The organism is Aquimarina intermedia (genome assembly GCF_008124785.1).
Lineage (GTDB): Bacteria > Bacteroidota > Bacteroidia > Flavobacteriales > Flavobacteriaceae > Aquimarina > Aquimarina intermedia.
This window is the reverse complement of the sequence record NZ_VNHU01000012.1, coordinates 37,297-60,762: the sequence shown is the minus strand read 5'-3', so window position 1 is coordinate 60,762 and position 23,466 is coordinate 37,297. Positions and strand designations below refer to the sequence as shown.

Below are 23,466 nucleotides of genomic sequence, written 5' to 3'. Positions count from 1 at the left end.
TTATAAGTAGATCCCTGTTGTTTCTTTAAACATTTCTTAAACCCCTGTAAACAAACCCTTAAGAGCTGTTAAAGTTTAAATCGGTTAACTTTTGTTTAACTTATATTTATAAAACATTGAACAAAATATCCCGTTATTTAAGGTGAACAAATTTAAAACTTAAAAACATGAAAATTATTTCGAACATTGGAAAATTTGCAATTATTGCAGCGCTTATTTTAGGGGTTTCGTCATGTAGTGATGATGACGATGGTGACTTTGTAGAGCTTGAAACGAACTTAGTTTTGACTGCTACAGCCGATAGTGAATTATCCTCTCTAGTCGCTGCATTAGCAAAAGCAGAATTAGTAGCAACACTTAATGGATCAGGACCTTTTACAGTACTTGCACCAACCGATGCCGCCTTTACAGCTTTTTTAGAAGCTAACAATTATGCGAGCATAAATGATGTACCTGTAGAAACATTAAAGCAGGTTTTATTAAATCATGTGATTCCCGGAGAGTTTACAGCTGCTGCTTTAAAAGCTGAAGGTTCAGGATATGCTGAAACAGCCTCTACTGCCGGTCCCGACGGAGAGAATATCAGTATATATTACGACGCTACGGGAGATGTAGTTTTTAATGGAGGGAAAAGTAATGGTGGTGGAAAAGTAACCACTGCTGATATTGAAGCGACTAATGGAATAATTCATAAGGTTGATGCTGTTATTGAACTTCCAAAAGTAACCACATTTGCTGTTGCTGATGCTAGATTTTCTACGCTTTTAACTGCTTTAACTGATGCTAACTTAGTCGGCGCTTTACAGGTAGAAAATGGTACCGGAAATCCAGAAGCTCCATTTACTGTATTCGCTCCCACAAATGATGCGTTTGCAAAATTATCAGCTGTTCCAACAGGTAGTGCATTGACAGATGTATTATTATTACATGTTATAGAGAAGAATAATGTTACTTCTGGTGAACTCACAACGTCCACGGTAACTTCTCTTGGCGGGAATCTCGCAATTGAGATTGGGAATACCCCAACTGTAAAAGGAGAAGGTAATGCCGAGGCCAGTGCTATCATAATCACTGACGTACAAAGTACCAATGGAGTGATTCACGCTATTGATCAGGTGCTATTACCAATGTAATACTTTTTAGTATACACAAACACTAAAGCTTACACTAATAAACCCCATATTACCAAGATAATATGGGGCTTATTATTTGAAATACTTATTACTTATTTCTTCTTTTTTTGTTGTTCAGCTTGCTCCATCATCTCTTTCATCTTCTGCTGAAACTTACTTTGTTTTTTCGGTTTCTTTTTATTCTCTTGAATTCTAGCATGAATTTTTTCATCGTCAATTATTACATTTTTGATCACTAACATGATTCCGATAGTAATCAAGTTGGAAACAAAATAATATAAGGATAAACCACTTGCATAATTATTAAAGAAAAATAACATCATCAATGGCGATAAATACATAATGAATTTCATGTTAGGCATCCCCGGTTGGGTTTGCATATTTTGACCGGTGGTCATCATCATATAAATAAAAATAGCTATCGAAGCCAATATTGGAAACAAACTGATATGATCTCCATAAAAAGGAATATTGAAAGGAAGCTCTGCAATGGTATCATAACTGGAAAGGTCATCGGCCCAAAGGAAACTTTTTTGACGCAATTGAAACGCGCTTGGAAAAAAGTTGAAGAGCGCATAAAACACCGGAATCTGCATTAGAGCAGGCAGACAACCACTCATAGGACTAGCACCCGCTTTACTATACAAAGCCATAGTTTCCTGTTGTCTTTTCATTGCATTGTCTTTGTGCTTCTCATTGATTTCATTTATCTCCGGTTTAAGCACCTTCATCTTAGCCTGCGATACGTACGACTTATATGTCACAGGAGACAAAACAATACGAACTATGATAGTCATCACGATAATCGCAATACCATAAGATGGTAGGAAGCTACTTAAAAAAGCGAAGAATGGTATAAACAAATACCTGTTAATCCATCCAAATATCCCCCACCCTAAAGGGACAATCTCATCAAGGTTTTTATTATAATCACTTAAGATTTTATAATCCGTAGGTCCATAATACCAATTCATGGCATAATTTAGTTCCCCTGATTGTAGCTCTAAAGGCATTGTAGATGAAAACTCCTTTGTTACCCGTACATCTTTATCATCCAGATCCTTAATTTCAGCTACATTCTTAGAAGTAAATTTAGCTTTGGTAAAAGGAGTATTGGTCAAAAGAATGGAGGAAAAGAAATGTTGCTTATACGCGATCCAACTCACCGCTTCTTCCTCATCATCCGTAAATTCACCTTGCCCTAAATAGTCGTCTTTATCACCTTCATATTCATAATGTAATTCTGTATAACGGTTTTCATAGGAAGCACTTTTTGCATGGCGAATTCCTTGTAACTTCCAATCCAAAGTGATGGGTTGCCTGCTATTAATAACACCCTGTAATCCTTGAGATCTAATTGAAAAATCAATCATATACTCATTTGGCTTAAGCTCATAACGGTATTCAAGGAATTTTGAATCAGATACCTTTAATCGCATGGTCAAAACAGTAGTCTCCCCATTCTTACTTACCGTAGGCTCAAAAAATAAATCTGAAGTATTTAAAATCCGATTATCCGTGGTACCAAAATTTAGATTTAACGAGGCATTTTTACCGTCTTTAATTAAGTATACCGGAACAGAATCGTATGTTTTGAAATTTTTAAGTAGAGCTTCAGAAATATATCCTCCTCTATTATCAATTTTTAGACGCAACACCTCATTTTCGATAGTAGTTACCGCTTCTTTTGCAGATGGTAAGCCAGCAGAATATGCAAACGCTCCCAATTGGGTTTTTGCCTGTTCTATAGCTGTAGAATCTTGTGGATTAGCTATTAAAGCTTCGTTCTTTTGTACGAACTCAGCTTCCGCCGGTTTATCTTGAACATTTTGAGCATCAATTTGTTCTTGCTTAGCTTTTTCTGCTTCTAACTCCTCTTGAGTAGGTTGATTTTGATAAAGTAACCAGACCAGAATAACTCCGATTAATACAAATCCAATAATTGAATTAAAGTCAAACTTCTTTTCTTCCATTTAAATAAGTGTAAAAGAATGCAATGTTTATTTATACATTCTTAAAATTAAAATATATATTCTCAACTATCAACTTTCCAGCCAATAGCTATGATTGTGTCACTTTGGCGCTTACTTTGTTTTTTGAAAATATCATAGCTGCTTTAGTAAAGGCTACAAACAACGGATGCGGATTAGCTACGGTACTCTTGTATTCAGGGTGATATTGCACTCCCACAAACCATGGGTGACCCTCGACCTCAACAATTTCTACCAATCCGGTTTTAGGGTTTGTACCAGTAGTTTTAAGTCCTGCTTTTTCCAGCTGGTCTTTATAGACATTATTATACTCATAACGGTGTCTGTGACGCTCCGAAATCTGCGTTTTACCATAAGCCTCAAAGACTTTGCTTCCCTCTACAAGCTCACAATCCCACGCACCTAAACGCATGGTTCCTCCCATATCGGTTATGCTCTTTTGCTCTTCCATCAAACTAATCACCGGAGACACTGCTTTTTCATCAACTTCGATAGAACACGCATCTTTTAGTCCTAAAACATTACGCGAATACTCAATTACCGCCATTTGCATTCCCAAACAAATTCCGAAAAAAGGAATTTTATGTTCACGAGCATACTGTACTGCTTTTATTTTGCCTTCAATTCCTCGTTCGCCAAATCCCGGTGCCACCAGAACTCCATCGAGGTGAGCTATTTTATTTTTTATAGTCTTATCATCGATATATTCTGAATGAATACTCTCAATATTTACACGAACTTCATTCTCAGCTCCTGCATGAATAAAAGCTTCTAATATCGATTTATATGAATCCTGAAGCTCCACATATTTACCAATTAAACCGATAGTTACTTCATGTTTTGGATTTTTATGACGTAGTAAAAAATCATTCCATTTCTCTAAATTAGGCTCATCATCATCGCGAAGTACCAGTCGATTTAGAACAACGGTGTCCAAACCTTCCTCTAACATCAAATTAGGAACATCGTAAATTGTGGATGCATCGATAGACTGAATAACTGCTTCTTGTTTAACATTGCAAAACAAGGCAAGTTTTTTACGCAAATCTTCCGATAGCTCATGCTCAGTTCTACACACCAGAATATCCGCTTTAATACCACTTTCCATCAGTGTTTTAACACTATGTTGCGTTGGTTTGGTTTTTAATTCTCCGGCAGCTGATAAATAAGGAATTAAAGTTAAGTGAATAACCAATGCATTATTATCTCCTAATTCCCATTTCAACTGGCGTACAGATTCTATATAAGGTAACGATTCAATATCACCTACCGTACCTCCAATTTCAGTTATAACTATATCATAATCCCCGCTCTTACCTAAGATCTGTATACGCTCTTTAATTTCATTAGTAATATGAGGTACTACTTGAACAGTTTTTCCCAAAAACTCTCCTCTTCTCTCCTTTTCAATTACGCTTTGATATATTCTACCGGTGGTCACATTATTCGCCTGTGAGGTGGCTGTATTAAGAAAACGCTCGTAATGTCCTAAATCTAAATCAGTTTCTGCTCCATCGTCTGTTACGTAGCATTCTCCATGCTCATAGGGATTTAGCGTTCCAGGATCAACATTTATATATGGGTCTAATTTTTGAATGGTAACGCGATAACCTCTTGCTTGCAAAAGTTTTGCTAGAGAAGCTGCAATGATACCTTTACCTAATGAAGAAGAAACTCCTCCTGTTACAAAAACATATTTGGTATTAGCCATATACTTTTAGAATTAATCAGATTGTAGTAAAATTTTGCGCAAAAGTACAAAGAACTGACGAAACTGGAGCTTGAAAAATTAGCATTCTTTTTAGAAAGCCAGGATTATGCCATCGAAAGAAGAAACTAAAATGCGTTAGATAAAACAGCTCTAAAACCTGAAACAAAAAAATCTCACCCTTTTGGATGAGATTTACACGGTAAGTATCAGAAAAGCTTATTCTTCTTCTTCCGATTTAACCTCTTGATCAACTGAAAAATCGGTAATTCCTTTATTTTGAAGAATATTATACCATTGAATTACTTTTTTAATATCACTAGGATACACTCTTTCTTCATCATAGTTAGGCAAAACTTCGCCAAAATAAGACTCCAGTTTAGCTTTTGACTCTTTATGATTGATCGCCTGACCACCATTTTCCTTTTCCTGAATATTCTTAAAAATATCCTTTAAAGGCACTTCTTCGGTAGTTGTATAAATAGCGATCTCACTCAATACACTAACGTTATTCCTCATGTTGACAGTAAGTCGTTTTCCATCTGCCAGTGATTCTGCTACAAACCCGGTACGTGTTTGTGCTTTTAATTCGTATAATCCCGGTTTACCCGAAATTGCTAGTATTTTCTCTAAACTCATATATTTTTTTTCAATGCTGGCAAATATCCACTGTTCTTTTTAAAAAGTCAAAGGATATACCCGCTAAATTTATCTTAAATATTCATACTTACTTCTTCTATAAAGCAAGCTACCTTCCTTTTTTCATTAGTGGAAAACGCATACGGTAGTCCATTTTTATTTTTCCCTTAGAAATGTTAGCCAGTTTACCTTTTATTAAACGCTTTTTTAAACTAGACAATTTATCGGTAAATAAAACTCCTTCAATATGATCATATTCGTGTTGTATCACACGAGCAGCTAATCCATCAAACGTTTGGGTATGCGCATTTAAATTCTCGTCTAAATATTCGATAGTGATTCTTTCTTTTCTAAAAACATCTTCTCTCACATCAGGTATACTTAAACACCCCTCATTGAACGCCCATTCTTCTCCCGCTTCATCAGTAATAACAGGGTTAATAAACACTTTCTTAAAATCCTTAAGACTTTGCTGTTCTTCTACAGTAAGATCCTCATCCTCTGCGAAAGGAGAAGCATCCACAAGAAATAATCGAATTGATAATCCGATTTGTGGAGCAGCAAGACCCACACCATGCGCATTATACATAGTCTCAAACATATTTTCGATTAATTCGCTCAAGTTGGGATAATCTGCCTCAATTGCTTTTGCTTTCTTTTTTAAAACAGGATCGCCATAGGCAACAATGGGTAAAATCATAAAAAATATTCTAACTAATTAATTTCTTTATTTTCTTATAGGTTATACAAATAATCCTGTAAGATTATTGTCGCACTAATTTGATCGACCAGCGCTTTATCTCTTCGTTTCTTTTTTGAAATTCCGCTGGCTATCATGGTATCAAAAGCCATCTTTGATGTAAAACGTTCATCAATCCGCTTTATTGGAATATCTGGAATACTTTTTTGAAGACTCTCAAGAAATGGTTGTATTAGTGCTTCGGTTTGAGAAGCCTCTCCATGGAGTCGTTTTGGCTCCCCTACAACAAACAATTCTACTGCTTCTTTTGCAACATACTCCTTAAGCCACATTAAAAGTTCTTTAGTATTGACCGTCGTAAGACCTGAGGCTATAATTTTTGACTCATCGGTGACAGCAATACCACACCGCTTACTTCCATAATCAATTGCCAAAATTCGTGCCATCGTTACTTTTCTGCAAAAGTAAGATTTATTATAAAAAGACCCTAATTTTAAATGAATCCCTAAAAAGCGAGTAGTATTCTGTAATTTAACATTAAGCTATTATCTTTGTTGAAAAAATCACACCAAATGAATAAACTCAAAGAGACAATTGAAAATGCATGGTCTAATAGGGACCTTTTGAAAGAAACTCAAATACAAGATGCTATACGTGATGTTATTGACTTATTGGACGCTGGTAAACTGCGTGTTGCAGAACCCACAAGCTCAGGTTGGCAGGTAAATGAATGGATCAAAAAAGCTGTAGTACTCTATTTCCCTATACAAAAAATGGAAACTCTGGAAGCGGGTATTTTTGAATATCATGACAAAATTCCATTAAAAAGTGGTTACGAAGCGAAAGGAATTCGTGTTGTCCCCAATGCAGTTGCTCGTCATGGTGCTTATATATCATCAGGTACTATCTTGATGCCAAGTTATGTCAACATAGGTGCATTTGTAGATGAAGGAACTATGGTAGATACCTGGGCTACAGTAGGAAGTTGTGCCCAGATTGGCAAAAATGTGCATTTAAGCGGTGGTGTCGGTATCGGCGGAGTACTGGAACCATTGCAAGCAGCTCCTGTTATCATAGAAGACAATGCTTTTATAGGGTCTCGTTGCATCGTAGTTGAAGGTGTGCGCGTGGAAAAAGAAGCTGTATTGGGAGCGAATGTGGTACTGACAGCCTCTACCAAAATTATAGATGTTACCGGTGACACCCCGGTTGAATCAAAAGGATTAGTTCCTGCCGGATCCGTTGTGATCCCAGGAAGTTACACAAAAAAGTTTCCTGCAGGTGAATATAATGTACCCTGTGCTTTAATTATAGGAAAAAGAAAAGAAAGCACCGATAAAAAAACATCGCTTAACGATGCTTTACGTGAATATAACGTAGCTGTCTAAGTTTCAATAAAAACGCCATAAACCGCTACAACTTACTCTATAAAAGGTTGTTGCGGTTTATTCTATTGCGAGAAGTTTACTTTAACTTAAAATTTCAGTAATATTGCGGTAACATTGAAACCCAAATATTGTGATCCCTTACTTTATCCATGTCAAACTACTTGGCAGAAGGCTTTTGCTTGTCGCGGCCTTATATCAAATTTGCAGAGTTTTATTTTTTATACTCAATGCTTCCTCATTTCCTACTATTACTATTTATGAGTTCATTGGTGGATTACGCTTCGATTTTTCCACTATAGCATACACTAATTTGATTGTAATTCTGGCACATGTTATTCCCGGGAATTTCAAAAACTACAGACTATACCAAAAAATACTTAAAGGTTTCTATTTTATAATCAATGCTATTTTCATTACTACAAACTTTGTAGACATGGAGTATTATAAATTTACCGGAAAAAGAAGCTCCTACAGTTTGATAACAGCAAAGGGTATGGAGAATGAAATACCAGGCTTAGTCTTATCATTTATGATTGAATTTTGGTATATAATAGTGCTTTTAGCAGTAGTACTCTTTTTCTTTTGGAAATCCATACCAAATGTAAAGCAGTCAAAAGAACAAGTCGAATATTCCTTGAAGAATATTACATTGAGTACACTAAGCTTTATAGCAATTCTTGGGTTAAGCATTTTGATTGGACGAGGAGGAACACAACGCAAACCTTTGAGGCGAGTTGACGCAATTCATTATGGTAGCGCACAAACAAGTGCCTTGATACTCAATACTCCGTTCTCCATTATAAAAACATTATCCAAAAAAGAAGATTTAGCTGTCCCTACTTACTTTACTTCAGAAGAATTATCAAAACATTTTAATCCTGTAAAAAAGTTCTCAAGCACCACTCCCTTCAATAAGAAAAATGTAGTTGTTTTAATTTTAGAAAGCTTTGGCAATGAGAATATTGGCAAGAAGAGAAATCACAAAAGCTACACCCCTTTTCTTGACTCTTTGATCACGCAATCGTTGTTCTTTAAAAACGGTTTTGCTAACGGAAGATTATCCATTGATGCTGTACCTTCTATCCTCTCCAGTATTCCTAGTTTGATGGACAACAATTTTATTCAATCGACATACGCTTTTAATAAAATTAAAGGTCTCCCTAGAATTTTAAAAGAACAAGGATATTCAACTTCTTTTTTTCACGGAGCTTTTAACGGAAGTCAGAATTTTGATCAATACGCAAAAATAAGTGGTTTTGATGCCTATTATGGGAAAAACGAGTATCCCTACGAGGGTGGAGAGGATGGAAGATGGGGCATTTTTGATGAAGAGTTCATGCAGTATTTCGGAGAGGAGTTAACAAATTTTAATCCCCCGTTCTTTACTACCCTATTTACAATCTCTTCACATAATCCATATATAATACCGGAGAAGTATAAAAATAAATTCCCAAAAGGGACAACAAAAATCCATGAAACCATAGGCTATTCTGATTACGCTTTACAAAAGTTTTTTGAATTTGCTAAAACGCAAAAATGGTATGATAATACACTCTTTGTATTATCTGCGGATCATACATCGGCCGGAGGAAAAGGTTTTTACAACACAAGCTTAGGAAAGCTGTCTATCCCAATCCTATTTTTTGACCCCTCAAATGATCAACTAAAAGGAATTAGTGAAAAAAACTTTCAGCAGATCGATATTCTTCCGTCTATTTTAGAGTACCTTAATTACCAAGGAGAAATTTTAACTTTTGGAAATAAATTATCTGATGACAATCGTATGATTGCATGTTATCAAAATAATGCATATCACTTTGTTAAAAACGATTATTATCTCATCTTTGACGGAAATAAAACTTTAGGGTATTATAATTGGAAAAAAGACAGGAATCAAGAACATGATTTAGCAGAAGTTCGAGTGCAAGAACGACTCCACTTTGAAACGGAAGCCAAAGCTTATATTCAATCTTTTAATAGCCGAGTGGTAAACGATCAACTTATACCAGATTGATGAAAATTTTAGTTATTCAGCAAAAAATGATAGGAGACGTTTTGACGAGTACTATTATCTGCGAGTCTTTAAAAGAGAAATATCCCGCATCAGAAGTTGTTTACCTAGTTAATACCAGTACTATTCCCGTACTCAAGGAGAATCCTTCTTTTGATAGAATCATTGAATTCAAAAACGAAAATAGAGATAGTAAATTTGCATTCATTAAATTTTTAATAAAAATTAGAAATGAAAAGTTCGATCTTGTGGTTGATGCTTATGGGAAGTTAGAAAGCAATTTAATCTCTTTATTCTCGAACAGTAGAGAGAAAGTTTCTTTTTATAAAAAGTATACGCATTGGATTTACACAAAAACAATTCCCCGTGTTGCAAGCCCTATAACTAATGCTAGTACTGCAATAGAAAACAGATTACGGCTTGTTTATTCGGAATCTGAATTGGTTCAGAATATTAAACGTCCAAAAATCTATCTAACCACTGATGAAAAAGAAGCAGCCAAACGTTTGTTGGTAACCCATAAGATTTCATCTAATGAACCTTTGTTTATGATTAGCGTTCTTGGCAGTGAAGATATTAAAACACTACCCTTTTCTTATATGGCAATGCTGCTTGATGAGATTGTAAAAACTACAGATGGCTCAATAGTATTCAATTATATCCCCTCACAAAAAGAAGCTGCAAGAAGTATTTATAATTTAACTCAACCTGAGACGCAACGTAAAATTTATTTTGACGTCTTTGGAAAAAGTCTTCGGGAGTTTATGGCTATTTTATCACAATGCACTGCATTAATTGGAAATGAAGGTGGAGCAGTTAATATTGCAAAAGCACTTGACAAACCAACTTTTACAATATTTTCACCTTGGATTATCAAAAAAGACTGGAATATGTTTGAAGACGGAAAAATGCATGACTCGATTCATTTAATCGATATGAAACCGGAGCTGTACGGCTCAACATCCCCGAAAAAGATGAAAAAAGAGTCTTTAGAATTATACAAAGAATTTACCCCAGATCTGATTATCGAAAAACTGAATCTGTACTTAACTCAATTTTCGAATCAGAAATAATCATAATGTAGTAAGCTTTAAATTTTGGTCTATTCAAAAGTTGAAGGCTTCATTTAATTTTTATTTGCTCATTACAACCTAATAAAATTATGCAAAATACTGTAAAACTCTCTGGAGTTATTATAACATATAATGAAGAACGTAAGATTGAGACCTGTCTCAAATCACTACAAGGAGTTGTAGATGAAATTGTAGTTGTAGATTCTTTTTCAACCGATAGAACTGAGGAAATTTGCAACCAATATGATGTCAAATTTATTAAGCAACAATTTCTAGGATACAAAGAACAAAAGAATTTTGTCATCTCTCAAGCGTCTTATGATCATATCATCTCTTTGGATGGTGATGAAGCGCTCTCTGAAGAACTGCAAGAAACGATAATTGCATTGAAGTCAAATTGGGTTCATGACGGGTACTACATGAATCGCTATAATAATTTTTGTGGACAATGGATTAATCACTCTGATTGGTATCCCGATAGAAAATTGCGGGCTTTTGTAAAAGGTAAAGGAGAATGGAAGGGTATTAATCCCCATGATTCTTACAAACTCTACAATCCAAAAAATAGCGCTAAGCTGAAGGGAGATATCCTACATTGGAACTATCCAACCTATAGCGCGTTTAATCAACAGATCGAAAAATTCTCTACAATTTCAGCACATTCTTACCATGAATTAGGAAAAAAATCCTCACTTTGGAAGCTGTTTTTTAATCCATCATGGGCATTTTTAAAATCTTATGTTTGGCGATTGGGTTTTTTGGATGGAATCAATGGCTTTGTTATCTGTTCACAAACTGCCAATCTAACATTTTTAAAATATTTGAAACTACGAGAATTGAATAAAAAAAACACTTAAAAGAAGCATCTGTATCTGAACAGTGACCTTCTGAATACAATCAACTTGTGCTATGAGTGTGTAATACCTATACTATTTTCTAATTACTGAAAGAGAGCTTAAAAAAATTCGAAGTGAATTTATCTCATGAAGTAAGTTTCACAACTAATTCAAGAATAAATTATCTATTTTTTTTGCGCAATTTTCCCAAGTATATTGAAGAACAGTTTCTCTTATTTCCGTTTTACACAGGAAAGCTTTTTCTATCAATTTTACAACTTCTTGATAATCCGCATCTATTTCAAACAAGAAACCATTTTGTCCGTGCGTAATAATGTCAGGACAAAACCCTGTTTTTGAAGCAACCGGCACACAATTTGACATCATAGCTTCTAAAACAGGTACCGGCCCGCCCTCTAATAAAGATGGAGAAACAAAAACATCTATTTTATTGTATAAATCCGGATAAGTCTCGTAGGGCGCGTTATTGTAGTATGTAAAATTTGGCAATTGAGAAAGTTCATCAAACCTTTCATAAAGTTCCCAACTATCTCCAATTAAATAGAACGCTCTCTCAGGCATATTTTTAACTAAATCAAATACTAAGTCAGGATTTTTTCTAGCACTAAAATGAGAACAAAATCCAACACCTCCTCCGCCTCTTTCATGCCTAGAAAAGAATTTTGATGACGTAGCTATATGGATGACTTTTAATTTATCAGGTTTCACACCGTTATTTATCAAATATTCTTTAATCGTGGAATTCAGACAAATAATATAATCAGCCTTGTTCAGGCACCATATCACATGTGTCTTTGAATATTTTTTAGTCCAGGTAGGATGCGTAAACATTACGATGTTTTTCTTTCTCCAAATACTAGGTGTACTTCGCAAACAGCGGCAAAAATAATTATGATAGATATAATAATATCCATCAGCTAGGGGTAACTTCTTCAATTGGTTGTGGTAATAGGGTTGGGCATTCAACGAAGAGTATCTCGACAATCTTCTTACTTTAGCTCCAAAAATCCAACCTTTATCCTTTTCTCTTGCAACAAAAACAACTTTATCCACTAACTTTTTAATGGAATTCTTATAAAATCTAGATTGTAATATAACGATGATATATTTCCATTTATGAAACAATAAAAAATACAATTGCTCTTTGAGATCACTTCTTTTCGACATATCTATATGGTAGACTTCTTTGTTTGCATTTAATACTACAAACAGAATTTAACATTTGTAAAAACTAAAACCTTATGAAAACAACTTCATTAAATTATATAGGACTATCTGAAACTCTATTTTTATACTTTTGTTTCCAAAAAAATATACGCTTTTTAAATCTAATTTTACGGTAGAAACGATGTTGGAACTCCTTAGTATACTTCCACATCAAATTAAAGATTTGATCCTGATCTTGTCCAGAACACCGTGCGTATTCTTCACTCATTACTCGTATCATAGCTTTATGAATAGTCAACTTAGCGAAGTTTTTAATTCTATCCTCAAAATCCATTTTCCCGAACTCCATACGGTTAAGATCTACCAAGTAAAACGCATATCCGTCTTTTTTTCGTTTAATCAAGGTGTTACCGGGAGAGTGATCCAAAAAATTTACTCCATTCTCATGAAGCTTAAATGTGAACCTAGTAAATGCTCTAAGAATAGCTTCATGATCAGGAATACTAAAATCTGTGGTTAATTCTCTAAAAGTAAGATCGCTGTCAACCAACTCGCAGACATAAAAACTTTTCTTGAACAAAAATGAGGTGACGCACAATTTATAGGCAACTGGGTATGGTGTTTCTATTCCCAACTGCAAAAGCTCATTTGCGTATGCATACGATCGTTCCGCCTTTGATTTTCTAAAAAAACGGTAGACAATCTGATTTAACAGATTAGGTATTTTAAAGGATTTAATGACGTAATTATTGTCTTCTATCTCAATAATTTTTATCACATTACGATCTCCTTCTCCTAAAACTTCTTTATACTCATCAAAATTGACTATTATTTCTTTCAATTTTGGTTGGATCTTTATATAATCGGAATGTATGACAAACTTGTTTTGCATGCTTTAAAAACTTTCTTTATTAAATTTAACAACTGAAGCATACTGAGGGTATCGAATGTCTAGCTGTGTAAATAACGTCAGTATATTATAGAGATAAGGCTTTATAGATCTACTACGATTAATCCCCTCATGAATCATTACTGTGTAATCTAAATCTTCATACATTCTTTTGATACTTTTTTTGGTAAAAAAACGTAAGTGAGTACGATCCATAACCCCAAAATCTTCATAGCGCCAATCTTTTTGAACAAGAACTCTCAAAAAAGTATTGTGATACCTAACATTCGGAATTGAGCTAATTAAAACACCATTAGGTGCCAGCTTGTATTTAATTTTATCAAGAACCATATCGGGATCTACTAAATGTTCTAAAACATCATTAAAATAAATAGCATCAAAATATGAATTGGGCAATTCATCCAAATAGTCCTCGCATCTTCCCGAAAAAACCTTATCTAACTTTGTTGCTGCTACAGTAGCCTCTTTATCCACATATTCAATTCCCCAGACCTCTGCTCCGGTCTGTTGTTTCAAAACCTCTGCATACGCCCCGTTTCCGCAACCTATATCAATAATTCGTTTAGGCTCCTTAGGCAGATATTTTATCATTTCATATCGAATATTGTCGTAATATCCGTTCGGTTTATTCTCGTAATCCATTCTGTTAGTTATTATATGAAACCTCTTGATGATTCCATCTTAATCTATACTGAATTGAAGCAAATATAAGCTATTAATCGATAGTGTTTAATTTGTTAAACTTAACAACAAACTATACTTTTGACATCTTATACTTACTCATTATGATGTATGACGTTTCAGCAATATTAGTCAACTACAATTCTTCTACTTTCACTATCAACTGTATCGATTCAATTCTTGATCAGACATCTTCAAAACTCAAAATCCAAATTATAGTTGTGGATAACGCCTCTACTTATGAAGATTATATAAGTATAAAGAAGAAAATTCAAAATTTGAATTTGCCCTCTATTACCTTAATTCGCAGTAGAATCAATACTGGCTTTGGAGGAGGTAATATGCTTGGTATTCAACATGCAACGGCAAAATATTATGCATTTATAAACAATGATACTCTTTTGAAAAATGATTGCTTATCAATAGTTTATAATTTTTTAGAGGATACACCAGATGCAGCGGTTTGTTGTCCCCAACAATATAATGAACATAATGAAGTACAAAAATCATTTGATCATTTTTTAAGTTTACGAAGAGAACTTTTTGGAAGGAAGATTTTGGAAAGACTAAATCCGAACAAATATCCAAAGCGGAGAAAAATATATGATACACCCATAAAAGTCCAAAGCGTGCCTGGCTCTTTCTTGGTTGCTAATGCAGTATGCTTCGATAAAGTTGGAGGATTTGATACCAATATATTTTTATATTATGAAGAAACAGATCTATGCTATCGTATCTCTAAAGATGATGAAAGATGGGCATCATATTTAGTGCCTGAAGCACGTTTTACGCACTTCAAAGGTCAAAGTACTTCAAAAAGCTTAGCGATCAAAAAAGAACTTAAAATTTCTTTGCTTTACGTTTTGAAAAAAAATTCAGGATATGTAGCCTATTTAGTATTGAGAATTTGGTTGACGCTAAAATTCCTAGTTAAATCATTTTTTTCTCCTAAAAATTTTAAACTTTTCATCTTGTTTGCTAAAGGAGCACCATTAACCGAATCACTGAAGCACCGTCAAATTCTTTTAAAAAAATAATATGCGTATATTACATTTATCTGCAGTTAAAAATTGGGGTGGCGGAGAGAACCATATCGAAAACTTATGTTCTGAGTTAGCCGTTTCTAATCCGGAAATTTACAACGTAATTTTTTGTGTTAAAAATGGTGCATTTCATAGGCGGCTAAAGCAGTCTAATCTAAACTATATAACCGCTATACTCCTGCCTAAATTTGACCCTCGTTTTTTTATAAAGTTAGGTCAAACATGTAAAAGAGAGGCTATCGATATCATACACATCCACGACCCCAGCGCAATATTACTTGCGATATTAGCAGATAAGTTCTACAAACTACCTCCTTTTGTATTTAGCAAAAAAACATCATTTCCTATAAAACAAAGAAAAAAAACGCTTTTCAAATATAATTATCCAAAAATTAAAAAGGTTCTTTGCGTCTCAGAAGAAACAAAAAAGATTGCTTCGAAAGGCATCGAAGATAAAAGCAAACTTATAACCATATATCACGGAACTAATCTGCAATCAAAAAGTAATCAAACTCCTTTTTTGTTAAGAGAAAAATATACTATCCTACCAGCGGTAAAAATCATAGGAAATATTGCAAACCATATCCGTGCTAAACACTTGGATACCTGGATCGATGTTGCAGATCAAATTATTAACAAAAACCATAAAAAAGATTTTTTCTTTATTCAAATTGGTACTTTTACAGACAGAACGGAGGATTTAATACACCGAATGAAAGAGTTAAATTTGGAAAAACATATGGTTTTTCTGGGTTACACTCCCAATGCCTCCAACTACATTCCGCAATTTGATATTAGTTTAATCACCTCTCAAAGTGAAGGTATACCGCAAGTGATCTATGAGTCTTTGTACCATAAAACACCCGTTGTAAGTACGGACGTTGGAGGTATTCCAGAAGTTATAGAGAATAATCATAATGGTTTTCTTAGTCCAATGCATGAACCAGAACAGCTTTCTCAACATATATTAAATTTAAGTGACAACAAGGAGTTACAACATAAGTTCAAAGAAAATGGATATCTAAAACTTATAAATAACTTTACCACCAAAAATATGGCCTTACAAACTTTACAGGTCTATAAAAACATTTTACAAGATGGATAAGCAACGAGGAGAAACAGCACAAGCCTTAACTGTGCTCAAAAAAGGAGGTTTAATCCTCTACCCTACCGACACCGTTTGGGGAATTGGATGTGATGCCACCAATGCAGAGGCTGTTGATAAAGTATTTGCGCTTAAAAACAGAATTGAGAGTAAAGCACTTATTTGTTTAGTAAGCGACTTCAAGATGTTACAACAATACGTTGAAGAAGTTCCAGAAGTTGCCTATGATATTTTAAAATACGCAAAAAAGGCAACTACGATCATCTATGACAGACCATTAAGAGTTGCCGAAAATTTGATTAGTGATGATAATTCCTTGGGAATACGTGTCGTTAGAGATCCTTTTTGCGGAAAATTAATTAAAAAATTTAAGCGTCCCATAGTATCGACATCTGCAAATATTAGCGGAAAAGCTACCCCCATGCGTTTTGAAGAAATATCAAAAGAGATTTTGGAAGGCGTAGACTATATCGTAAATTTGCCACTTCAGAATAAAAATACCAAACCATCTGCTATTATTAAGATTGGCGGTGATAGTACGGTAAAAATTATCAGGAAGTAAATTGATTCATGTCGCAAATTAAACACTATACGGATGCCTTGGCGCATCCCATTTTTGAAACCGTTTCAAAAGCCGCCCAAAACCTTTCTTTAGATAGCTATGTGATTGGTGGATTTGTAAGAGATTTTTTTTTAAAACGGGGAGATGTTAAGGATATTGACATTGTAGCCATTGGTAGCGGTATCGCCTTAGCAAAAGAAGTTTCAAAAAATTTACCAAATTCCCCCAAAGTTCAAATTTTCAAAACTTATGGCACAGCTATGCTTCGTGCACAGGATATTGAAGTAGAATTTGTAGGAGCTCGTAAGGAGTCTTATCAGGCAGATAGTCGAAATCCTGTCGTAGAAAACGGGAGTCTTGAAGATGATCAAAACCGCAGAGACTTTACAATTAATGCACTGGCTTTAAGCTTAAGCAGCAAAAACTATGGTGCTTTACTAGATCCCTTTGACGGACTTGCAGACCTGAAATCTAAACTGATTCGTACGCCGCTCGATCCGACTATTACCTATTCTGATGATCCCCTGCGTATGATGCGGGCAATACGTTTTGCTTGTCAATTGAACTTTACGATTGAAGAAGCATCTCTTAAGGCTATCAAAAGTAATAATGACCGTATTGAAATTATAACACGCGAACGGATTGTGGATGAGCTTCATAAAATTATGCTTAGCCCCAAGCCTTCAATAGGTTTTTTACTCCTTGAACAAACAGGCTTATTAGATTATATATTACCGGAGCTTACGGCCCTAAAGGGTATTGACGAAGTAGAAGGACAGCGTCATAAGGATAATTTTTATCACACCCTGGAGGTTGTTGATAATATTTCAGAAAATACAGATAACCTTTGGTTACGGTGGGCTGCTCTCTTACATGATATTGGTAAGGCTCCCACAAAACGATTTACAAAAAAAGCTGGCTGGACATTTCACGGACATGAGTTTGTAGGTTCAAAAATGGTCTATAAACTTTTTAAAAGACTTAAAATGCCTCTGAACGACAAGATGAAATTTGTCCAAAAAATGGTATTAATGAGCTCTCGTCCAATAGTCATTGCTAGTGATGTTACCGATTCTGCGGTACGTCGTCTGATTTTTGATGCAGGAGAATATATAGATGATTTAATGACCCTTTGCGAGGCAGACATTACTACCAAAAACCCTAAACGCTTCAAAAAATATCATAATAATTTTAAAGTGGTACGTCAAAAAATGATCGAGGTAGAAGAGCGAGATCATGTACGTAATTTTCAACCGCCTATTTCTGGTGAAGAAATTATGGAAACTTTTAATCTTAAGCCTTCAAGAGAAATTGGGGTTTTGAAAGAAAAAATAAAGGAAGCAATTCTGGAAGGTGAAATTCCAAATGAATATGAAGCTGCGTATGAGTTTATGCTTAGAGCTGGTGAAAAGCTTGGCTTAAAGCCATCGGACCTCAAAAAACAATAGCGCTTGCATCATAAAAGGTACTTGTATAGAATCGATCATAAAATATAAGGGTATGCCAAATAGTAAAAAGAATAGTACCACTCGTGGTAAACGTACATTCAGATCTCTGGTAATCGTGTCTGTTATTCTGATTTATCTAATAATAATAGCCGGAGCTGTAGTACGTATGACAGGATCCGGAATGGGATGTCCAGATTGGCCTAAATGTTTTGGATACTATATTCCACCCACCGATGCAGAGCAAATTCAATGGAAAGCGAATCATCCGTATGACAAAGGTGTGATTGTTATACAAAACGATGTATTAAGAATTGCTGAGAAAGATTTCATTTCTGGTGAGGTCTATGAACCTACAAACTGGCAACCTTATACTAAACATAATTATGCCAAGTTTAACGTATGGCACACCTGGATCGAATATATTAACAGACTTGTTACGGTTCTTTCAGGAATACCTATTTTACTTATGTTTTTCCTTTCTTTTCGTTACCGGAAAGAGAATTTATGGATTCCCGCTTTGGCAACCATCACGATCCTTTTTATGCTATTTCAATCCTGGTTAGGAAAAACTGTAGTAGATTCTAACTTGTTACCTTTTAAAATAACAATTCATATGGTGATGGCATTTTTAATTCTTGCCGTCTTACTTTTTCTTTTATTCCAAACCAAAAGTTCCTTTAAAAAGCTGAAGATCTCTAAAACGTTCAAATTACTTTTTCTTTTTTCGTTATCTCTTACGCTGATTCAGGTAATACTGGGTACTCAGGTACGTCAATATATTGACGAACAAATAGATCGTCTGGGAGAATACGCAAAAGCTGAGTGGCTTAATCCGCCGACAGTCATGTTTTACGTTCATCGTTCTTTCTCTGTTCTTATAGTTATTTTGAATGTTTGGCTACTTCTCCAAAATAGAATCAAAAAACTTGGGTTACAAAAATTGAATTGGGTGCTTGTTGTAATAGGACTGGAAGTATTTACAGGAATTTTAATGTATTACTTTGATTTCCCTTTCTTATCTCAACCTCTGCATTTGGTTTTATCTTCGTTACTTTTCGGAATTCAATTTTATATATTTCTGGGGATTTTTATTGGACAAAAAAAGCTGCAAACATCCTCTTAATGGACTCAAAACTTCTCTCTAGTCTAAAAACTAGTTTGTATCTTTGTTCCTTCAAAAAACAGCTTAAATGATTTATCGCTTTAGAATAATTCTGGACACCGAAGAGGATGTGTTTAGAGACATCGAAATTGAAAAAACAGCTACCCTAGAGGAGTTTCACAATGTTATTACACAATCGTTTAGCTTTGATGGAACTGAGATGGCTTCGTTTTATACAAGTGATGAGCAATGGTCTCAAGGGGAAGAAATCTCATTATTTGATATGAGTGATGGTAATAATCCCGTACGACTAATGGCCGAAACCAGATTAGAGGATGTGGTCTATGAATCTTCTCCCCGCCTTTTGTACATCTATGACTTTTTGAGCATGTGGACGTTTATGGTAGAACTGGCCGAAGTAGCTGAGTTTGAAAACGGCCGTGAGTATCCTAACGTTATGTTTGTACATGGCCAACTACCTGATCAAGCGCCGGACAAAGAATTCAAAGCAGATCCTGAAGATGACTATGATGCCTATGATGATGAAGAAGGTTTTGTTGACCTTGATGATTATGACGAGATGGATTTCAATGAAAATTGGAATTAATACTAAGCTTCCCGCATAAAATTCATTTTTTTCAGTTTTATAACTTAGCAGTACCCTAACTTAATGATAGTATGATCAATTTATACAGTACTCAAATAGAATCACTTTCTGTTCACCGTATCGGTAACAAAAGTAGAAATGAAAATATCTTTTTATCGGATACACCTTATGGTCTGAATGATGAATTAACAGCATTGCTTAAAGAATATTTTTTTAAACCTTTTAGAGAAAAGGAAGAAAATTATTTTCAGTTTGCTAATGAAGTGGATGTAGAATTTAACCCACTGTATAAAATTATCACCGAAATTTTTGAGACTCCTTCTACTGCTCATGAAAAATCCAAAAGAATTGCATCATTATTATATGAACAATCACAACATCCTCATATTAAAAGTGGTGAGTTGTATGTAACGTATTTAGAGAATGTAACGATCGATAATGAAAAGGTTTCCGCTATCGGGATTTTCAAATCTGAGCTTAAACATGATTTCCTTCAATTTGAAGAAAAAGGGAGTCACCTTGAATTATTACTTCAGCAAGGTGTAAATCTTAATAAACTTGATAAAGGTTGCTTGATCTTCAATTTTAAAAAGGAAGAAGGATATAAAGTGTTATCTGTTGATTCCAATCGCTATGACACCAAATACTGGTTAGAACATTTTTTAGGTGTAACAGCATTTGCCGACAATAATTTCTTTACAAAGAAATATATGAAATTCTGTGAGGACTTCTCCAAGGATGTAGTGCTCCCTGCTGAGGATAAAAAGGAGCAAGTAATGTTTATGAACCGTGCAGTTAATCATTTTGCAAAGAATGATAATTTTGAGGAGACAGCTTTCTTAAATGAGGTGATTGACAATCCTGATTTAATTCCGGAATTCAAACATTATAAAACAGAAAAAGCACCTAAATATCAGATAGAAGATCTTACCAATTTTCCTATTGCAAACACCGCAGTTACTGCAGCAAGAAAGAAAATGAAAAATGTAATTAATCTGGACACCAATATTCAAATTAAAATGGATTTTATCAATCCAGAATCTGCTGAAAAATTTGTGGAAAAAGGTTGGGATGAGGAAAAACAGATGTATTATTATTTGGTATACTTCAATAAGGAACAAAAGGATTAGATAAAAAAAAGAAGGTGATTTATATAATATGAATCACCTTCCACAATTAGGTTTATATAGTGAGCGTATCCACCCTAACCCTCTAACAGACGCTTCATATTAACGTTTTCATAATTACGTCTTACAAAATCTAAGGCAACTTTTAAGATATCCCCCATAGTGTCACAACGTCTAAATTTAAGATCTAAGGTGAAATTATAAAGAAACTCCCGTAACTCTCTGATATTTTCTTGAGTACTAATTTTATCTTTACACATGCAATCAATTAAGATATTTGATCTTGACTTAGAGTTTAGTAATCTTTTAGCAAGAATAGATCGTTCCTCCTTTTTATACTGTTCAATAGAGCTACTATGAAGTTTTTGCATCACCAACTCGACCATAGCCAGGTTCTCTTTAAAAAATTGAGGTTGATAGACTTTTAGCTTCCCCTCATAACACTGTTGATCAAAATCAATAGCGCGGATTTTATATTCTACATGGTCAAAGTCGTGTGTTGGTATAATAACATAGTTGTAGGATCGCATATCTCCAAGTAAACGCATTTGACAACGTTCATTGAATTTGACAAACTCTTTAGCTATTTGCGACTTCGCACGTTCACTAAGATCCGGCAAAAAATCTTTGATAAAAACGTCCCCAGGTATACCGGCAATATGCTCTTCGATCAACGTATTTTTATACACCAAAAAGTTAATACGATTTGGCGAAAACATATGCTCCAATTCTAAACCGTAAATTCGAGAGGCATCGGCTTTTTTTACGTAGATATACGTATAGTTGTCATTTAGTATATTTCTAATTTTGATACGAAAAGGCTTTGAGTTTCCAAACGTACAATAATCGATAGCATCGATATTCAAAAACTCGATAGCATCCTCATTACCGTCAGAATGTAAAATGGTATACACCTTTTTTAGACTTAACTCCATTTCTGTGCGCTCATGTTCTTCATAATATACCCGCACCCATAATGTATCTTCATCATGTGCATCGTATACCACGATCGAACCAGAAAACCGCAACAAGTCATCATAAAATACCGGAATTTTGATTTTACGATTACATTCCTTCAAATAAGCCTCCAGTCGATCGCTGATTGGATACGTCGGCTTTTTGTTTGACATCAATTTTTCTTCCATATCCTTAGTTCACGGTTTTATTGTACAAGATATAGTTATTCTAACAAAGCTACAATGAGCAGCTCAAGATTATACTTAAAACACGCTACAGCGCATTTCATTTAAGTGGAATATGTAACAAAATCCCAAGTAAATCGTCTAATTAAAACAATTACTAAAATTTTATCTATTGGAAACCATTCTCACCATCCATAACCTAACCAAAAAATTTGGTCCTATTACTGCAGTAAGTGATTTGTCCTTTACCATAAAAAAAGGAAATGTATATGGAATTTTAGGCCCCAACGGTAGTGGTAAATCTACCACTTTGGGAATTGTATTGAACGTAGTTAATCCAACTTCAGGATCCTTCACATGGTTTGATGGTAATACCACTACCCATGAAGCATTAAAAAAAGTTGGCGCCATTATAGAACGCCCTAATTTTTATCCTTATATGACTGCTGCCCAAAATCTGGCTCTGGTTTGCTCCATAAAAGAAGTTGACAAAAGTAAAATAGATGAAAAATTAAAGGTTGTTGGACTTTTAGATCGTCGTGATAGTAAATTCAATACATTTTCACTAGGAATGAAACAGCGACTTGCTATAGCATCTGCGTTGTTAAATGATCCAGAGATTCTTATTCTCGATGAGCCAACCAATGGGTTAGATCCTCAAGGTATTCATCAGATACGCGAAATTATTAAGGATATAGCCTCGAGAGGAACCACAATTTTACTAGCATCACATCTGTTAGATGAAGTTGAAAAAGTATGTTCTCATGTAGTAATTATTCGCAAGGGTAAGAAGTTGTATGCCGGTCCGGTAGATGAACTACACGTTAGTTTTGGGTATTTTGAATTGAAAAGCAGCAACCACGAGATGTTAAAAACGTGGCTAGTAAAAAAAGGCATTTTCAGTGCGATAAAAGAGGAAAATGACAAACTAATTGCCACACTCAAAGTGGCGATGTCTTCTGAACAACTTAATCAGGAATTATTCACGGATGGAATCATTCTTACCCATCTCGTACAACGTAAGGAAAGTCTGGAAGATCAGTTTTTACAATTAACAAACGCCACTACTTAA

The 23,466-nt window shown here is 34.7% G+C and carries 22 protein-coding genes; 13 read left to right on the top strand and 9 right to left on the bottom strand.

What is annotated here, in order from left to right:
• Positions 1 to 167: 167 nt before the first annotated feature.
• Complete coding sequence (locus BD809_RS14435) at positions 168 to 1,133, top strand: fasciclin domain-containing protein (RefSeq protein ID WP_148783689.1); 966 nt, start codon at positions 168 to 170, stop codon at positions 1,131 to 1,133.
• 92 nt (positions 1,134 to 1,225) lie between these two features.
• On the opposite strand, the gene yidC is transcribed toward BD809_RS14435, so the two are convergent.
• The 5 genes from yidC to ruvX form a co-directional block, all read right to left on the bottom strand.
• Positions 1,226 to 3,106: a membrane protein insertase YidC gene (gene yidC, locus BD809_RS14430; protein ID WP_148783688.1), complete on the bottom strand. Its 1,881-nt coding sequence runs from the start codon at positions 3,104 to 3,106 to the stop codon at positions 1,226 to 1,228.
• 88 nt (positions 3,107 to 3,194) lie between these two features.
• Positions 3,195 to 4,835 carry a CTP synthase gene (locus BD809_RS14425; protein ID WP_148783687.1) on the bottom strand — a complete coding sequence of 547 codons (1,641 nt, stop codon included), beginning with the start codon at positions 4,833 to 4,835 and terminating at the stop codon, positions 3,195 to 3,197.
• A 216-nt stretch (positions 4,836 to 5,051) separates the two neighbouring features.
• Positions 5,052 to 5,471: a DUF5606 family protein gene (locus tag BD809_RS14420; RefSeq protein WP_148783686.1), complete on the bottom strand. Its 420-nt coding sequence runs from the start codon at positions 5,469 to 5,471 to the stop codon at positions 5,052 to 5,054.
• A 109-nt stretch (positions 5,472 to 5,580) separates the two neighbouring features.
• Positions 5,581 to 6,171, bottom strand: a complete 591-nt coding sequence (gene def / locus BD809_RS14415; protein WP_148783685.1) for a peptide deformylase — start codon at positions 6,169 to 6,171, stop codon at positions 5,581 to 5,583.
• A gap of 35 nt (positions 6,172 to 6,206) precedes the next feature.
• Complete coding sequence (ruvX, locus tag BD809_RS14410) at positions 6,207 to 6,617, bottom strand: Holliday junction resolvase RuvX (protein ID WP_148783684.1); 411 nt, start codon at positions 6,615 to 6,617, stop codon at positions 6,207 to 6,209.
• 126 nt (positions 6,618 to 6,743) lie between these two features.
• Between ruvX and BD809_RS14405 the strand changes: the two genes are divergently transcribed.
• The 4 genes from BD809_RS14405 (at position 6,744) to BD809_RS14390 (ending at position 11,500) form a co-directional block, all read left to right on the top strand.
• Positions 6,744 to 7,559, top strand: a complete 816-nt coding sequence (locus BD809_RS14405; RefSeq protein WP_148783683.1) for a 2,3,4,5-tetrahydropyridine-2,6-dicarboxylate N-succinyltransferase — start codon at positions 6,744 to 6,746, stop codon at positions 7,557 to 7,559.
• Positions 7,560 to 7,992: 433 nt separating this feature from the next.
• Complete coding sequence (locus BD809_RS14400) at positions 7,993 to 9,573, top strand: LTA synthase family protein (RefSeq protein WP_246131554.1); 1,581 nt, start codon at positions 7,993 to 7,995, stop codon at positions 9,571 to 9,573.
• Positions 9,573 to 10,643, top strand: a complete 1,071-nt coding sequence (locus BD809_RS14395; protein WP_246131553.1) for a glycosyltransferase family 9 protein — start codon at positions 9,573 to 9,575, stop codon at positions 10,641 to 10,643. Before BD809_RS14400 ends, BD809_RS14395 begins: the two co-directional genes overlap by 1 nt.
• 89 nt (positions 10,644 to 10,732) lie before the next feature.
• Complete coding sequence (locus BD809_RS14390) at positions 10,733 to 11,500, top strand: glycosyltransferase family 2 protein (protein ID WP_148783680.1); 768 nt, start codon at positions 10,733 to 10,735, stop codon at positions 11,498 to 11,500.
• Between the two features lie 144 nt (positions 11,501 to 11,644).
• Here BD809_RS14390 and BD809_RS14385 read toward each other — a convergent pair whose 3' ends face one another.
• The 3 genes from BD809_RS14385 to BD809_RS14375 form a co-directional block, all read right to left on the bottom strand.
• On the bottom strand, positions 11,645 to 12,667 hold the full coding sequence (locus BD809_RS14385; protein ID WP_148783679.1) for a glycosyltransferase family 4 protein: 1,023 nt from the start codon (positions 12,665 to 12,667) through the stop codon (positions 11,645 to 11,647).
• A 94-nt stretch (positions 12,668 to 12,761) separates the two neighbouring features.
• Complete coding sequence (locus tag BD809_RS14380) at positions 12,762 to 13,508, bottom strand: lipopolysaccharide kinase InaA family protein (protein ID WP_246131552.1); 747 nt, start codon at positions 13,506 to 13,508, stop codon at positions 12,762 to 12,764.
• Positions 13,509 to 13,562: 54 nt separating this feature from the next.
• Positions 13,563 to 14,219 (bottom strand): class I SAM-dependent methyltransferase, encoded by a 657-nt coding sequence (locus BD809_RS14375; RefSeq protein WP_246131551.1) that lies wholly within the window; start codon positions 14,217 to 14,219, stop codon positions 13,563 to 13,565.
• 143 nt (positions 14,220 to 14,362) lie between these two features.
• Here BD809_RS14375 and BD809_RS14370 point away from each other — a divergent pair, with 143 nt between their 5' ends.
• The 7 genes from BD809_RS14370 (at position 14,363) to BD809_RS14340 (ending at position 21,255) form a co-directional block, all read left to right on the top strand.
• Positions 14,363 to 15,295 carry a glycosyltransferase family 2 protein gene (locus tag BD809_RS14370; protein ID WP_246131550.1) on the top strand — a complete coding sequence of 311 codons (933 nt, stop codon included), beginning with the start codon at positions 14,363 to 14,365 and terminating at the stop codon, positions 15,293 to 15,295.
• Position 15,296: 1 nt separating this feature from the next.
• Positions 15,297 to 16,406: a glycosyltransferase family 4 protein gene (locus tag BD809_RS14365; protein ID WP_148783677.1), complete on the top strand. Its 1,110-nt coding sequence runs from the start codon at positions 15,297 to 15,299 to the stop codon at positions 16,404 to 16,406.
• Positions 16,399 to 16,968, top strand: a complete 570-nt coding sequence (locus BD809_RS14360; RefSeq protein WP_148783676.1) for an L-threonylcarbamoyladenylate synthase — start codon at positions 16,399 to 16,401, stop codon at positions 16,966 to 16,968. Before BD809_RS14365 ends, BD809_RS14360 begins: the two co-directional genes overlap by 8 nt.
• Before the next feature lie 8 nt (positions 16,969 to 16,976).
• Positions 16,977 to 18,416, top strand: coding sequence for a CCA tRNA nucleotidyltransferase (locus BD809_RS14355; protein WP_148783675.1), 1,440 nt, complete (start codon positions 16,977 to 16,979; stop codon positions 18,414 to 18,416).
• 52 nt (positions 18,417 to 18,468) lie between these two features.
• Positions 18,469 to 19,539 carry a COX15/CtaA family protein gene (locus BD809_RS14350; protein WP_148783674.1) on the top strand — a complete coding sequence of 357 codons (1,071 nt, stop codon included), beginning with the start codon at positions 18,469 to 18,471 and terminating at the stop codon, positions 19,537 to 19,539.
• A gap of 67 nt (positions 19,540 to 19,606) precedes the next feature.
• A complete protein-coding gene (locus BD809_RS14345; protein WP_148783673.1) occupies positions 19,607 to 20,125 on the top strand; it encodes an IS1096 element passenger TnpR family protein in 519 nt (172 codons plus the stop codon).
• A gap of 71 nt (positions 20,126 to 20,196) precedes the next feature.
• Positions 20,197 to 21,255 carry a nucleoid-associated protein gene (locus BD809_RS14340; protein WP_148783672.1) on the top strand — a complete coding sequence of 353 codons (1,059 nt, stop codon included), beginning with the start codon at positions 20,197 to 20,199 and terminating at the stop codon, positions 21,253 to 21,255.
• Positions 21,256 to 21,329: 74 nt separating this feature from the next.
• Here the strand turns inward: BD809_RS14340 and BD809_RS14335 are convergent, their stop codons facing one another.
• Positions 21,330 to 22,397, bottom strand: coding sequence for a hypothetical protein (locus tag BD809_RS14335; protein ID WP_148783671.1), 1,068 nt, complete (start codon positions 22,395 to 22,397; stop codon positions 21,330 to 21,332).
• A gap of 169 nt (positions 22,398 to 22,566) precedes the next feature.
• Between BD809_RS14335 and BD809_RS14330 the strand changes: the two genes are divergently transcribed.
• A complete protein-coding gene (locus BD809_RS14330; RefSeq protein WP_148783670.1) occupies positions 22,567 to 23,466 on the top strand; it encodes an ABC transporter ATP-binding protein in 900 nt (299 codons plus the stop codon).

What these genes read in the sequence shown, in the direction of transcription:
- BD809_RS14395 (WP_246131553.1), top strand. Translation starts at nt 9,573, where the DNA reads ATGAAAATTTTAGTTATTCAGCAAAAAATGATAGGAGACGTTTTGACG.
- BD809_RS14425 (WP_148783687.1), bottom strand. Translation starts at nt 4,835, where the DNA reads ATGGCTAATACCAAATATGTTTTTGTAACAGGAGGAGTTTCTTCTTCA.
- BD809_RS14390 (WP_148783680.1), top strand. Translation starts at nt 10,733, where the DNA reads ATGCAAAATACTGTAAAACTCTCTGGAGTTATTATAACATATAATGAA.
- BD809_RS14350 (WP_148783674.1), top strand. Translation starts at nt 18,469, where the DNA reads ATGCCAAATAGTAAAAAGAATAGTACCACTCGTGGTAAACGTACATTC.
- ruvX (WP_148783684.1), bottom strand. Translation starts at nt 6,617, where the DNA reads ATGGCACGAATTTTGGCAATTGATTATGGAAGTAAGCGGTGTGGTATT.
- BD809_RS14340 (WP_148783672.1), top strand. Translation starts at nt 20,197, where the DNA reads ATGATCAATTTATACAGTACTCAAATAGAATCACTTTCTGTTCACCGT.
- yidC (WP_148783688.1), bottom strand. Translation starts at nt 3,106, where the DNA reads ATGGAAGAAAAGAAGTTTGACTTTAATTCAATTATTGGATTTGTATTA.
- BD809_RS14375 (WP_246131551.1), bottom strand. Translation starts at nt 14,219, where the DNA reads ATGGATTACGAGAATAAACCGAACGGATATTACGACAATATTCGATAT.
- def (WP_148783685.1), bottom strand. Translation starts at nt 6,171, where the DNA reads ATGATTTTACCCATTGTTGCCTATGGCGATCCTGTTTTAAAAAAGAAA.
- BD809_RS14335 (WP_148783671.1), bottom strand. Translation starts at nt 22,397, where the DNA reads ATGGAAGAAAAATTGATGTCAAACAAAAAGCCGACGTATCCAATCAGC.
- BD809_RS14355 (WP_148783675.1), top strand. Translation starts at nt 16,977, where the DNA reads ATGTCGCAAATTAAACACTATACGGATGCCTTGGCGCATCCCATTTTT.
- BD809_RS14420 (WP_148783686.1), bottom strand. Translation starts at nt 5,471, where the DNA reads ATGAGTTTAGAGAAAATACTAGCAATTTCGGGTAAACCGGGATTATAC.
- BD809_RS14370 (WP_246131550.1), top strand. Translation starts at nt 14,363, where the DNA reads ATGATGTATGACGTTTCAGCAATATTAGTCAACTACAATTCTTCTACT.
- BD809_RS14365 (WP_148783677.1), top strand. Translation starts at nt 15,297, where the DNA reads ATGCGTATATTACATTTATCTGCAGTTAAAAATTGGGGTGGCGGAGAG.
- BD809_RS14385 (WP_148783679.1), bottom strand. Translation starts at nt 12,667, where the DNA reads ATGTCGAAAAGAAGTGATCTCAAAGAGCAATTGTATTTTTTATTGTTT.
- BD809_RS14435 (WP_148783689.1), top strand. Translation starts at nt 168, where the DNA reads ATGAAAATTATTTCGAACATTGGAAAATTTGCAATTATTGCAGCGCTT.
- BD809_RS14345 (WP_148783673.1), top strand. Translation starts at nt 19,607, where the DNA reads ATGATTTATCGCTTTAGAATAATTCTGGACACCGAAGAGGATGTGTTT.
- BD809_RS14360 (WP_148783676.1), top strand. Translation starts at nt 16,399, where the DNA reads ATGGATAAGCAACGAGGAGAAACAGCACAAGCCTTAACTGTGCTCAAA.
- BD809_RS14400 (WP_246131554.1), top strand. Translation starts at nt 7,993, where the DNA reads ATGGAGTATTATAAATTTACCGGAAAAAGAAGCTCCTACAGTTTGATA.
- BD809_RS14405 (WP_148783683.1), top strand. Translation starts at nt 6,744, where the DNA reads ATGAATAAACTCAAAGAGACAATTGAAAATGCATGGTCTAATAGGGAC.